This is a genomic window from Rahnella sp. RcJ3 (assembly GCF_009498575.1).
In the GTDB taxonomy this organism is placed as follows: Bacteria; Pseudomonadota; Gammaproteobacteria; order Enterobacterales; family Enterobacteriaceae; genus Rahnella; species Rahnella aceris.
In genome coordinates this window covers 13,340-25,282 of record NZ_QSNX01000005.1, presented here as the reverse complement: position 1 = coordinate 25,282, position 11,943 = coordinate 13,340, and the positions used below count along the sequence as shown (strand labels likewise).

The following is an 11,943-nucleotide window of genomic DNA, read 5'->3' as shown; positions in this document are numbered from 1 at the left end:
GAATTGACTTAAAAGCCGATATTCGGCCAAACAAGTGACCAGAATCACAATTTGATAACAAACTAAGCATTTCTTATTTGTCCGACTTTTAATTTCAATTCCCTCTTCTACGCTTGCTCAATACATAACCAAAAAACATCTCACCCTACAAACAAGAGAGTAACGACAATGGATATCAACGTTCTGGTCATGATCGGTTACTTCGTCTTAATGATTGCCATCAGTTATGCCTTCAAAAAAATGGCGTCCGGCTCCTCGAGCCACTATTTCCGCGGCGGCGGGCGAATGCTCTGGTGGATGGTCGGCGCGACCGCCTTTATGATCCAGTTCAGCGCCTGGACATTTACCGGTGCGGCCGGTCAGGCTTACCGCTACGGTTTCAATGTCGTCAGCGTGTTTGCCGGTAACGTGTTCGGCTATCTGATCGCCTGGTGGTGGTTTGCCGCCCGCTTCCGCCAGTTGCGTGTTGATACCGCAACCGAGGCAATCAACCATCGCTTCGGCAAAGGTAACGAACAGTTTTTCACCTGGATGATCATTCCGCTGAGCATTCTCAGCGCCGGCGTATGGCTGAACAGCCTGGCGGTGTTTGCCAGCGCGGTATTCCGGCACGACATCACTCTGACGCTGTGGGTGACGGGCATCGTGGTGCTGGTGATTTCGCTGCTGAGTGGGGCGTGGGGCGTGGTCGCCAGTGATTTTGTGCAGACGCTGGTGGTGGCGATTATTTCCATTGCCTGCGCAGTGGTGGCGTTATTTAAAGTCGGCGGCCCGGTGAAACTGGTGACGGAGTTTCCTTCCGGCTTCATTACCGGCCCTGACGTTGGCCCGCATTATATTTCCCTGCTGGTGGCCTGTTTCCTGTTCTTCTTTATCAAGAATGTGCAGAGCATCAACAATCTGCAGGATTCCTACCGCTTCCTGAATGCCAAAGACAGTTTCAATGCCAAAAAGGCGGCATTGTTCGCGTTAGTGCTGATGCTGGTCGGTACGATTATCTGGTTCATTCCGCCGTGGGCGGTGGCGATCCTTTATCCTGACGCGGCAACCGCGCATCCGGAACTGGGCAAAAACGCGACCGATGCGGTGTATCTGATTTTTGCAGAACGCGCCATGCCGGTGGGCACCGTCGGCCTGCTGATGGCCGGACTGTTCGCCGCCACCATGTCTTCTATGGATTGCGCACTGAACCGTAATTCCGGGATTTTTGTACGCAGCTTCTGGACGCCGGTCATTAACCGCGACAGTGAACGCAGCGACAAATATCAGTTGCGCGTCGGCCAGATTGCCTGCGTGGTGAATGGCGTACTGGTCATTCTGGTGGCGCAATACATGCACACCATGCAGACAGTCAGCCTGTTCGACCTGATGATGAAAGTCGGCACGCTGATGCAGGCACCGATTGTGGTGCCGCTGTTCCTCGGTGTGTTTATCCGTAAAACGCCGGACTGGGCGGCATGGGTCACCGTATTATTCGGATTATGTGTGTCTTATGTGGTGGCGAACCTGTTCACCGCGCCGGATGTCGCCCGTCTGCTGGGGATCACCCTGACGGCACGTGAACTGCTGGATGTGGCGATCATGTGGAATATCTTTGCGCACCTGGTGTTTACCGGCGGGTTCTTCTGTCTGACCACCCTGTTCTATCGCGAGTCCGATACGGTGCGGGAAACTCAGCGCCAGCAGTTCTTTTCTGACATGGAGACACCCGTCTATGCCGACCATGAACAAGATGAGTTCGACCGCCTGCAGCGCGATAAAATCGGCCGTATTTCGATGTACATGGGCGCGGGGTTGCTGCTGATGGTGCTGGTGCCGAATCCGTTGTGGGGACGGCTCCTGTTCCTGCTGTGCGCCCTGTCAGTTCTGCTGTTCGGCTGGATATTGCACCGCAGCGCAGAAAAAGGCATGAAAGCCGCACTGGCCAAAAAAGCATTAAAACGCAATGTGGTGACGTCGCAAAGATAGGGGCAATGAGAAAACCAATGCAGAGATTTGGGCAACGGTTTGCGGTAATCCGTTCATAAAAAACCCGCTTTAGCAGCGGGTTTTAATATCAGACAAAAAAAGATTACGCACCGGATTTACTTCGGAAGTTCTGTTACCTGTTTCACTTCAGTTTTGCTGATTTGCTGTTTCACACCATTGGCGTCGGTATATTCCAGCAGACCGGAATCTGCTTCTTTCGGTTTACCGTCGCTGATGATGGTTCGCGCATCATTGGTCTGAATCGCATAACTCGTGCGGGTACAGCCAGACAGCGCTGCGACACACAGGATAGCGGCTAAAGGCAAAAGCATTTTTTGAGGCAATAAATTCCTGTTCATCATTCTCTCCTTTGTCAGAATTTCCGGATAAATCAGTTATCCAGTTCACTCATATTTTTAACCTGGTCGCGATTGATCTGCTCGGTTTTACCCGTCTCGGCATTTTTATAAGACACCAGACCGGTATCGTCATCTACCTGAGGTTTACCGTCTGTGACGATGGTTTTCCCGTCCGTAGTTTTAATCGCCTGATTAGACGCGCAACCTGCGACAAAAAGAATGGATACAGCGGCAAGTGACGCGGCAATAAGGTTTTTCCTGTTCATACTTCTCTCCTGAAAGTGATTCTGATTTAACAATGCGTTTAGTAAGCATAGTTAGCATTTCAGCTTGTTCATTGAGAAACATCTGTATTTGCCCCGTACCTTCATCACAGGTGTGTCATTCAAGGCACAAAATCCCTTAAACAACCCCGCTTCCCCTCTGCGGACAGGTAAAATAACCTAAACTGTTGCCTGAAAAATTTGCCGATTATTGGCCGGAGATGACCGAAAATACTCATGAACATCTGAAAGTCTATTTGTCGTTATGACACCGAAAATAAGGGTCGCCTCTTATTCCAGACCTGCAACTCCCTTTCCCCAAGCGGAGCATGCCGGAATGCTGCTATAAAACGCGCTGACATTTCACGGCGTAATCCGTATCATACGCGCCACACGAACGCATGCCGGATGCTGACTGCGGGAACAAACCCGCCTTTTATCATCGGCAGTTGGAGCATGAAAGCGACCCGACCGGTATGCTGAACAAGAAACTCGCGTTGCAGGTTTTCCCTGCTGCGCCACCAGACGAATCGAACATCAAAAAATGTCAGATAATCAATTAGTTAATAAAAAAGATCAGTACAACCTCAACAAGCTACAAAAGCGCCTGCGCCGTGACGTTGGGAAAGCAATTGCTGACTTCGGTATGATCGAAGAAGGTGATCGCATTATGGTTTGTCTTTCCGGCGGAAAAGACAGCTACACCATGCTCGAAATTTTGCGCAACCTGCAACAAAGCGCGCCGGTGAATTTTTCACTGGTGGCGGTCAATCTTGACCAGAAACAGCCGGGGTTTCCGGCACACATCCTGCCTGAGTATTTAGACGCGCTGGGTGTGGAATATAAGATTGTCACCGAAGACACCTATTCCATCGTCAAAGATAAAATCCCGGAAGGCAAAACGACCTGTTCCCTGTGTTCACGTCTGCGCCGCGGGATTTTGTACCGCACCGCGACGGAACTGGGTTGTACCAAGATTGCCCTCGGCCATCACCGCGATGACATTCTGCAAACCTTGTTCCTCAACATGTTCTACGGCGGCAAGCTGAAAGGAATGCCACCAAAACTGATGAGCGACGACGGTAAACACATCGTGATCCGTCCGCTGGCATACTGCCGCGAGAAAGATATCGAACGTTTTGCGATTGCGCGCGAATACCCGATTATCCCTTGTAACCTGTGCGGCTCGCAGCCAAACCTGCAACGTCAGGTTATCGGCGACATGCTGAAAGACTGGGATAAAAAATATCCTGGCCGCATTGAGACCATGTTCAGCGCGATGCAAAATGTGGTGCCTTCGCATCTCAATGACATGAATCTGTTCGATTTTAAAGGGATCCGTCATGGCGATGCCGTAGTCGACGGTGGAGATCTGGCGTTTGACCGTGAAGATATTCCGATGCAGCCTGTTGGCTGGCAGCCGGATGAAGATGAAGCGGCGGTGCCGGTTGAGCGTCTGAACGTGCTGGAAATTAAATAATCTCCCGCGCAGCGTTCACTGTGCATCTTATAGCCCGCGCAATGCGGGCTTTTTGTTTATCAGGCTAGTGTGAACGTCTCCGTCCAGTTGTAATTAGTCATGACAAGGTTCACCGGCAAACTCAGCGAGCCAAAGTCTTTCTGCCGGTTTTCATGGAACCAGACACGCAGCGATTCAGGCAGATATTGCGCGCTGTAACGCAGCAAGGTGCTGTGCCAGAAGACTTGCGGGATTTCCGTGTTGGGGAATCGCTCTCTGATCCTGGCTGCCCACGGCGTATTCAGCAGATGCTCAACCAGCGCCTGTCTCACCCGCAAACTTTCCGCGTCCGGAAACCCCGCCAGCAGAAGCTGATCCGGTAAAGCCACCAGCCGCAAATCGCTGATCTGCATAACATGGCCATGGCAATACTGTTCGAAGATGCTGATCAGATCCGCGAGGCCTTCCGCGTCTTCAGGGCGGTCATACAGCGCCTGCGTGATGGCGAAAAAAGTGAAATGCATGCCGGTAACCCGCGCCACATCGGCCAGCGGATCTCCCTGCGCAGCGGTGGCTAAGTCTGCCAGTAACCCCGCCATCCGGGGGCCTGCGCGATGACCGCTGGTGATGGCAAGCCGCGTCGGGTGATAAAAAGGCTCAGTGCGGATTTCGCCCGAGTCGCGGTGGTTTTTCCAGATGCCGGATGTTTTAGTGGTCGTATTTTCATACGCCTGATGAATCATTTCCCGTGTATGCACAGCAATCTCCTGTTATGTCGAAAATAAGGCAGGCAAGCAAAAATGCCTGTACAGGCCTTCCGCAGGGGAGAAACCTTAAAAAAGATTGAGCGAAATCAACATTAGAATGGCTGAATCGGTGCAGTATCTATTCCGCAGGTGAATGCAACGTCAAGCGATGGGCGTTGTGCTCCATATTGTCTTATTTCCAAATTTTTAGAATTAATGCATAGCACAATTTAATTCGAACGACGCCGGTCTTATGACCGGCTTTTTTTTGGCTTTTTTTCAGCCAGTTAATGCTCTACAGCCACCGGCTTTTTTTCATCCACAGTGCGACACCACCGCCCAGCGCCAGCAGACAGGCACAGAAAATCCCGAAACCAAACGGCGAGGTATTGCCGGGAATACCGCCCAGATTGACACCAAACAGACCGGTCAGGAACGTCGCAGGCAGGAAGACCATCGCCAGCAGCGACATGGTGTAAGTGCGGCGGTTCAGTGAATCGGCCAACAGTGAGCTGATTTCATCCGAGAGTACGGCAGTACGCGCAATGCTGGCATCCAGATCATCCAGTCCGCGCCCCAGCCGATCGGAAATTTCCTGCATCAGACGGCGGTCATCGTCATTCATCCACGGCAGGCGTTCACTGGCAAGGCGGGAGAACACATCGCGCTGCGGCGCCATATAGCGACGTAAAACGATAAGCTGTTTGCGCAGCAACGCCATCGCACCCCGCTCCGGCACCTGCTGCTCCATCAAATCATCCTCAATATCGATAATTTTATCGTGCAGATCTTCAATGAAATTACTGGTGTGATCGGTCAGCGCATCGCAAATTTCCACCAGCCAGCGCCCGGTATTCCGCGGCCCGCTGCCTTGCTTCATATCCCCGATCATCTCTTCCATGGAAAACACTTTCCGGTGCCGCGTGGAGACAATCATTTTATCGGTGAGGTAGACGCGGATGGTGACCAGCTGATCGGGCCGCGCATCCGCATTAAGATTGATACTGCGCAAGGTGATCAGCGTGCCCTCGCCTACGCGCATAACTTTCGGGCGGACGCTGTCCCCGGCCAGTGCCTCGCGCACGGTATCCGGTAACACCGGCGTGCTGTTGATCCACTGTTCGCTGGCAGGAAGCGTGTAATCAAGATGCAACCAGCAGGGTTTATCTTCACTGGCGACACATAGCGGACTGATATCGTTCACGCCGCCCTGTCCGTCCATCTGGAAAGCATAAACGGCATCTGAAACCTGTAGTTCTTTTCCCTTGATGACTTCCACGACATTCCTCGCTTTTTCTTCGTTATCTGTTTTAAGTTTAGCGCTAAGTCTCTCAGTTTCGCGACATAACCGAGTGTTTCTACCCGCCGGGTGTCTGCATTTCGGCCAGTTCAGGCATCACGCCGCGCATCATTTCGAGGAATTTGCGCAGGCGCGCCGGATAATAACTGGAATACGGATAGACCAGATAAACCGGCAGCGGCAAGGCGTTCCAGCCGGGTAATACGCGCTGTAAACGTCCTTCGGCGATGTCTTCTTTGACGATCCACGCAGACACAATGCCCGCCCCTAATCCCGACAACGCGGCCTTACGCATGGCGTATAAACTGTCAGTCGCCATACGCGGCGCAATGTTGCAACTTTCCATTCTGCCGTCATTGTCATGTTTTAGCGTAAATTCGTTGCGGTAATACGTGCTGAAAGAAATCCAGGGTAATTTTGCCAGTTCGCTGACCCGGGTAACCGGATGCTGCCGCAGCAGTTCCGGCGTCGCCACCACAATACGTGGCACCTCGGCCAGCAAAATGGCCACCATCGACGGATCGGCAACATTCCCCACCTGAATGGCGCAGTCAATATCTTCAGAAATGAAGTCCGGCGTGCGGTCATTCAGCATCCAGTCGACGGAAAGATTCGGGTATCGCTGTAAATAACGGGTCAGCGGCGCGATCAGCTGGTCCTGTCCGAACGCATGCGGCGCACGCACCCGCAGGGTCCCCACCGGTTCATCACCCGCCCCGCTTAGTTGATCTTCCAGCGAGACCCAGCGTTCGAGTAATAATTTTGCCTGCTCATAACACCGCTGGCCGTCGTCGGTGAGCTTCATCGCGTGGGTGGTGCGCAGGATAAGTTTCGCGCCCAGCAGGCGCTCGAGTGACTGCAAACGGCGACTGACGGTCGGCTGGCTGGTGCTCAGTTGCGCCGCAGCCGCAGACAAACTGCCGCTTTCCACAATACGCACAAAAGTTTGCATCAGGTCGATACGGTCAATACCGCTGGTGACGGGTGTATTCATACGCCTCACGTATAACAGTTTTACCTTTCCGCAGGCTACCACTTATAACCATTCGGGTGAAGAATGCATTCCACGCACTTACGGCTACAAACTTATTATTCAGGGGTCACGTTATGTCAGAACTTACCAGCACATCCCATGTTGAGGGATCCGCCCTGTCGGGCAAAATCATTTTTACACTGGCCGCCGGTGCGGGGTTAAGCGTCGCCTCGATTTACTACAGCCAGCCGATGCTCGGCATTATGGGCGGTAATCTGCAAGCCAGCACCACGTCCGTCGGTCTGATTCCGACGCTCACACAGGCCGGTTACGCATTGGGAATTCTGTTTCTCATTCCGCTGGGTGACCGCCATGACCGCCGCACCATTATTCTGCTGAAAAGCATTTTACTGGCCGCTGCGTTGTTGCTGTGTGGTTTTGTGCCAGGCATTCACGGTTTGCTGGTCGCCAGCCTGATCACCGGTATCGGTGCCACCATGGCGCAGGATATCGTGCCCGCCTCGGCGCATCTGGCGCCAGCCGCACAACGGGGGAAAACGGTCGGCACAGTGATGACCGGTCTTCTGGTCGGGATTTTGCTTTCCCGCGTACTCAGTGGTTTTGTGGCCGAGTATTTTGGCTGGCGGGTGATGTATCAGCTGGCGGCGCTGAGCGTCGCGCTGATTGGCGTTGCGCTCTGGCGGGTATTGCCGCGTTTCAAACCGGATACGCGTATCAGTTATGCCGGTCTGCTGCACTCGATGTTTGGCTTGTGGAAAAACTATAAAACACTGCGTCATGCCGCACTGGCTCAGGGTTTGCTGTCCGTCGCGTTCAGTGCCTTCTGGTCAACGCTGGCGATTATGCTTAACGAACAGTTCCATCTGGGCAGCGCGGTGGCCGGGGCATTTGGTCTGGCGGGTGCAGCAGGGGCATTAGCTGCGCCGCTGGCCGGGGCGTTAGCCGATAAGAAAGGCCCGGCGCGGGTCACGCAAATGGGTTCTGCACTGGTGATGATTTCTTTTGCGGCGATGTTCCTGTTACCGCTGTTGTCACCGCACGCTCAGCTGGCGCTGATTGTGCTGAGCGCCATCGGTTTTGACTTAGGTATTCAGGCCACGCTGGTGGCACATCAGACGCTGGTGTATGGCCTTGAACCGGCAGCCCGTGGTCGTCTGAATGCCCTGCTGTTCACCGTGGTGTTTATCGGCATGTCAGCCGGTGCGGCGCTGGGCAGTAAAGCGCTGGCAACCGGTGGCTGGACGGGTGTGGTGGCGCTGGCAACGATTGCGGCCGGTGCGGCACTCTTGCTACGTCTGTTCAGCCATAAAAGCTGAAAGATGAGATAAAAGAAAAGCGCCCGCAGCTATTCACTGCGGGCGCTTTTTTACGTCAGAAATATCAATGCCTGAGGATGTACATTTCCTGACTGTAAGCCACATCTTCCGGGTTATTAATCGGATAGCCTTTCACCCAGGGTTTGATCAGACGGCCGTTGGTGTACTGATAAATCGGCGCAATGGGGGCCTGTCCGGTAATAATCTGCTCGGCTTTGTTGTAGTCATTATTGCGGCGCGCTTCGCTGGTTTCACGGCTGGCGTCACTGATGACTTTATCGTATTCCGCATTGCTGAATTTGCTGATGTTGCCGTTATGTGTGGACGTCAGCAGCGACAGAAACGTCGAGGCTTCGTTGTAATCGCCGACCCAGGACGCGCGGATCACATCGAAATTACCGGTGTTGCGGCTGTCGATGTACGTTTTCCATTCCTGATTCACCAGTTTCACATCGGCACCCAGCGTCTTTTTCCACATCGATGCCACTGCGATGGCAATCTTCTGATGGCTTTCCGAGGTGTTGTACAGCAGCGTCAGATGCAGCGGTTTTGACGGGCCGTAACCGGCCGCCGCCAGCAGACTTTTCGCCTGTGCGTTCAGTTCTTCCTGTGAATATTGCTGCAGCTCACTTTCAGCCGGTTTAAAGCCGTTGGTCACATCCGGCGTAAAGCGCCACGCCGGTTTTTCGCCCGTGCCCAGCACTTTTTCAGCAATAATTTTACGGTCAATACTCAGTGAAAGCGCCTGACGCACACGGACGTCGTCGGTCGGCGCACGGCGGGTATTGAAGGCGTAATAATAAGTGCCGAGCTGATACGGTGTGTAAACCTGCCCCGGCAAATCGTGCAGCAATTTTTTGTACTGGTCTTTCGGGAAGGACTCGGTGATGTCGATATCATTGGCCAGATAACGTTTCGTGGCGTTGGATTCTTTGTTGATCGGCACGAAGGTGACTTTCGTCAGCACCGTGCGGGCATGATCCCAGTAATACGGGTTCGGTTCCAGCACCAGCTTTTCATTGACCACGCGGTCTTTCAGCACATACGCGCCGTTACCCACCAGATTGCCCGGTTTGGTCCATTCATCACCGTATTTTTCAACAGTGGCTTTATGCACCGGGAACAGGCTGAAATTCGCCAGCAGACTGACGAAATAAGGCACCGGTTTATCCAGAGTAACGCGTAAAAGCGTCGGGCTGACGGCGGTCACACCCAGTTTATCCACCGGCATTTTCCCGGCGATAATCGCATCCGCATTAGCAATGCCGGCCAGCCCGGCAAACCACGCGCCGGATGATGACCCTTTCGGATCCACCAGACGCTGCCAGCTATAGACAAAATCCTGTGCGGTCACCGGATCGCCGTTCGACCATTTGGCGTCTTTGCGTAAAGTGAACAGGAATACCTGATTGTTCTGGTTTTGCCAGCTTTCCGCCACGCCCGGAATATTTTTCCCGGTGGCGTCCTGATTCACCAGCCCTTCGAATAAATCACGCGCCACCTGCGCTTCCGGCAGGCCGACAACTTTTGCCGGATCCAGTGAGGCGGGTTCGTCTTTAATGTGACGGACAATTTCCTGTTTTGTCGCGAGCTGGGAACCGGCAGGAACCTGAGCGGCGATAGCCTGACTGGCAGTCAGCGCCGCCAGCACAGCGCATACGGAATACGATAAAAGCGGAAATGGATTTCCCTGCAGCATAAATTCTCCTGAACTGACAAAGGGCTACGCCCTGAAACATTCACGAGTTTTATCATTACCGGTAATAATTCCCTATAAGAAATCATTACAGATTTGCCTTCGCGCACAAAACCGCCGGGTTTGGTGAATAAAAAGCCGGGCGAAGTCAGTCCGAACCGGCAACGTCAATGCCACCGCAGTGAAATTTCATGGCCGGTTCGACGTCCTGAGCCAGCCAGGTCGGGCCATCAAGGTCAATAAACTTAGCCCCAGCCGTCAGCGGTAATGCTGCGCGAACCGCCCGTGACGTGCACAACATGCAGCCGAGCATAATCTCAAAACCCTGTTCACGCGCGGCTTCTGCCAGCACCAGTGCACCGGTGAGTCCACCGGTTTTATCCAGTTTAATGTTCACCATGTCATAGCGGTTTTTCAGCGCCGGTAAGCCTTCAACCGTATGACAGCTTTCGTCAGCGCAAATCGGCAGCGGGTGGATAAAGTTTTCCAGTACCGAATCCTCACCGGCAGGCAGCGGCTGTTCAAGCATCAGAATGCCGAGGTCAGCCAGCAACTGACAGCGAGCCGCCAGTCCGTCACTTTGCCAGGCTTCATTAGCATCGATAATCAGCGAGGCGTTCGGCACGGCGGCACGCACCGCCACCAGCCGTTCGGCAATCAGGCGGTCATCAAGTTTGATTTTCAGCAGAGTCGCCCCCTTTTGCTGCAAGGCCAGCGCCGCTTCCGCCATCGCTTCCGGCGAACCGATACTCACCGTCTGCGCCATGCTGATGGAAGGCAGCGGTTCAGTGCCGGTCAGTTGCCATAAATTCAGGCCACTGGTCTGGGATTCAAGGTTCCACAGCGCACAGTCCAGCGCATTGCGGGCGGCGCCTGCCGGAAGTATCTGTTGCAGTTTTTCGCGGCTGGCACCCTGTTCTATAGCGGTAACGACGCTGGCGATTTGTGCCATTACCGAGGTTTCGCTCTCGTCATAACGCGGATACGGCGTGCATTCCCCGACGCCGCGAATGCCGCTTTCTTCTATTTCGACCACCACCACCCGCGCTTCAGTGCGGCTGCCACGGGAGATCACAAACGGCGTATGTAACGGCCAGGCTTCAGGATAAAAGCGAACACTTCTCATAGCGTCTCCAATAGTGAAATGCGCCCTGCGGGATACAATCAATACATACAACTTATTAACAAATAATCTATATCCAACATAGCATTGTTCCCCTAAACTGAAAGCCGTTTGACTCAAATGGAAATAGGAAATAATCATGACCCAGACAGTACACTTTCAAAGCAACCCGGTTAGCGTTGCAGGCAAAATCCCTCAGAAAGGCGATGTTGCTAAGCCTTTCACCCTGGTCGCTAAAGATCTTTCTGATGTCAGCCTGAGCAGCTTCGCGGGCAAACGTAAAGTCCTGAACATTTTCCCAAGCATCGATACCGGCGTTTGCGCCACGTCCGTCCGCAAATTCAACCAACTGGCGGCTGACATCGACAACACTGTGGTGCTGTGCATTTCTGCTGATCTGCCCTTCGCACAGTCCCGTTTCTGCGGCGCGGAAGGCCTGTCCAACGTGATTACCCTGTCCACCCTGCGTGGCGGTGATTTCAAATCCGAATACGGCGTGGGCATTACCGATGGCGCATTGTCCGGTCTGACTGCCCGTGCGGTTGTGGTGCTGGATGGTCAGGATAACGTGTTGTACAGCGAGCTGGTGAATGAAATCACCACTGAGCCTGACTATGAATCTGCGCTGGCTGTGCTGAAATAATCACTTCTTAGCAGATAAAAAAAAGCAACGGCGTAATCCGTTGCTTTTTTATTGTGCATAATTTCTGAACCGGGAA

Annotated in this window: 11 protein-coding genes and 1 pseudogene; 5 read left to right on the top strand and 7 right to left on the bottom strand. The window is 53.3% G+C overall.

The genetic code is table 11. From position 1 onward, the window contains the following. Nucleotides 1-168: 168 nt before the first annotated feature. Nucleotides 169-1,968, top strand: coding sequence for a transporter (locus tag DXU84_RS08165; RefSeq protein WP_112152469.1), 1,800 nt, complete (start codon nucleotides 169-171; stop codon nucleotides 1,966-1,968). Nucleotides 1,969-2,084: 116 nt separating this feature from the next. On the opposite strand, the gene DXU84_RS08160 is transcribed toward DXU84_RS08165, so the two are convergent. Continuing rightward, on the bottom strand, nucleotides 2,085-2,327 hold the full coding sequence (locus DXU84_RS08160; RefSeq protein ID WP_013575383.1) for a YgdI/YgdR family lipoprotein: 243 nt from the start codon (nucleotides 2,325-2,327) through the stop codon (nucleotides 2,085-2,087). Nucleotides 2,328-2,359: 32 nt separating this feature from the next. Next, nucleotides 2,360-2,593 carry a YgdI/YgdR family lipoprotein gene (locus DXU84_RS08155; RefSeq protein ID WP_015689902.1) on the bottom strand — a complete coding sequence of 78 codons (234 nt, stop codon included), beginning with the start codon at nucleotides 2,591-2,593 and terminating at the stop codon, nucleotides 2,360-2,362. A 306-nt stretch (nucleotides 2,594-2,899) separates the two neighbouring features. Here DXU84_RS08155 and DXU84_RS25095 point away from each other — a divergent pair. Beyond that, nucleotides 2,900-3,031 (top strand): annotated as a pseudogene (locus tag DXU84_RS25095) (site-specific integrase); the annotation flags it as partial. Nucleotides 3,032-3,134: 103 nt separating this feature from the next. Beyond that, on the top strand, nucleotides 3,135-4,070 hold the full coding sequence (gene ttcA, locus DXU84_RS08150) for a tRNA 2-thiocytidine(32) synthetase TtcA (RefSeq protein WP_112152468.1): 936 nt from the start codon (nucleotides 3,135-3,137) through the stop codon (nucleotides 4,068-4,070). A gap of 59 nt (nucleotides 4,071-4,129) precedes the next feature. Here the strand turns inward: ttcA and DXU84_RS08145 are convergent, their stop codons facing one another. The 3 genes from DXU84_RS08145 to DXU84_RS08135 form a co-directional block, all read right to left on the bottom strand. Beyond that, complete coding sequence (locus DXU84_RS08145) at nucleotides 4,130-4,807, bottom strand: hypothetical protein (protein WP_370461752.1); 678 nt, start codon at nucleotides 4,805-4,807, stop codon at nucleotides 4,130-4,132. A 283-nt stretch (nucleotides 4,808-5,090) separates the two neighbouring features. Continuing rightward, nucleotides 5,091-6,074, bottom strand: coding sequence for a zinc transporter ZntB (gene zntB, locus DXU84_RS08140; RefSeq protein WP_013575379.1), 984 nt, complete (start codon nucleotides 6,072-6,074; stop codon nucleotides 5,091-5,093). A 79-nt stretch (nucleotides 6,075-6,153) separates the two neighbouring features. After that, nucleotides 6,154-7,089, bottom strand: coding sequence for a LysR family transcriptional regulator (locus DXU84_RS08135; RefSeq protein WP_013575378.1), 936 nt, complete (start codon nucleotides 7,087-7,089; stop codon nucleotides 6,154-6,156). A gap of 113 nt (nucleotides 7,090-7,202) precedes the next feature. Here DXU84_RS08135 and DXU84_RS08130 point away from each other — a divergent pair, with 113 nt between their 5' ends. Then, the gene (locus DXU84_RS08130; RefSeq protein ID WP_153375380.1) at nucleotides 7,203-8,405 is read left to right on the top strand and encodes an MFS transporter; all 1,203 of its coding nucleotides are present in this window, start codon (nucleotides 7,203-7,205) and stop codon (nucleotides 8,403-8,405) included. 64 nt (nucleotides 8,406-8,469) lie between these two features. Here the strand turns inward: DXU84_RS08130 and DXU84_RS08125 are convergent, their stop codons facing one another. Further along, entirely contained in the window at nucleotides 8,470-10,104 is a 1,635-nt protein-coding gene (locus DXU84_RS08125; RefSeq protein ID WP_013575376.1) for an ABC transporter substrate-binding protein, read from the bottom strand. A gap of 145 nt (nucleotides 10,105-10,249) precedes the next feature. Next, entirely contained in the window at nucleotides 10,250-11,227 is a 978-nt protein-coding gene (ycjG, locus tag DXU84_RS08120) for an L-Ala-D/L-Glu epimerase (protein ID WP_013575375.1), read from the bottom strand. Nucleotides 11,228-11,363: 136 nt separating this feature from the next. Between ycjG and tpx the strand changes: the two genes are divergently transcribed. Continuing rightward, the gene (gene tpx, locus DXU84_RS08115; RefSeq protein ID WP_013575374.1) at nucleotides 11,364-11,867 is read left to right on the top strand and encodes a thiol peroxidase; all 504 of its coding nucleotides are present in this window, start codon (nucleotides 11,364-11,366) and stop codon (nucleotides 11,865-11,867) included. Nucleotides 11,868-11,943 lie beyond the last annotated feature (76 nt).

Excerpts from the sequence above, each read along its gene's own strand:
- DXU84_RS08165 (WP_112152469.1), top strand. The coding sequence starts at position 169 with ATGGATATCAACGTTCTGGTCATGATCGGTTACTTCGTCTTAATGATT.
- DXU84_RS08160 (WP_013575383.1), bottom strand. The coding sequence starts at position 2,327 with ATGAACAGGAATTTATTGCCTCAAAAAATGCTTTTGCCTTTAGCCGCT.
- DXU84_RS08155 (WP_015689902.1), bottom strand. The coding sequence starts at position 2,593 with ATGAACAGGAAAAACCTTATTGCCGCGTCACTTGCCGCTGTATCCATT.
- ttcA (WP_112152468.1), top strand. The coding sequence starts at position 3,135 with ATGTCAGATAATCAATTAGTTAATAAAAAAGATCAGTACAACCTCAAC.
- DXU84_RS08135 (WP_013575378.1), bottom strand. The coding sequence starts at position 7,089 with ATGAATACACCCGTCACCAGCGGTATTGACCGTATCGACCTGATGCAA.
- DXU84_RS08130 (WP_153375380.1), top strand. The coding sequence starts at position 7,203 with ATGTCAGAACTTACCAGCACATCCCATGTTGAGGGATCCGCCCTGTCG.
- DXU84_RS08125 (WP_013575376.1), bottom strand. The coding sequence starts at position 10,104 with ATGCTGCAGGGAAATCCATTTCCGCTTTTATCGTATTCCGTATGCGCT.
- ycjG (WP_013575375.1), bottom strand. The coding sequence starts at position 11,227 with ATGAGAAGTGTTCGCTTTTATCCTGAAGCCTGGCCGTTACATACGCCG.
- tpx (WP_013575374.1), top strand. The coding sequence starts at position 11,364 with ATGACCCAGACAGTACACTTTCAAAGCAACCCGGTTAGCGTTGCAGGC.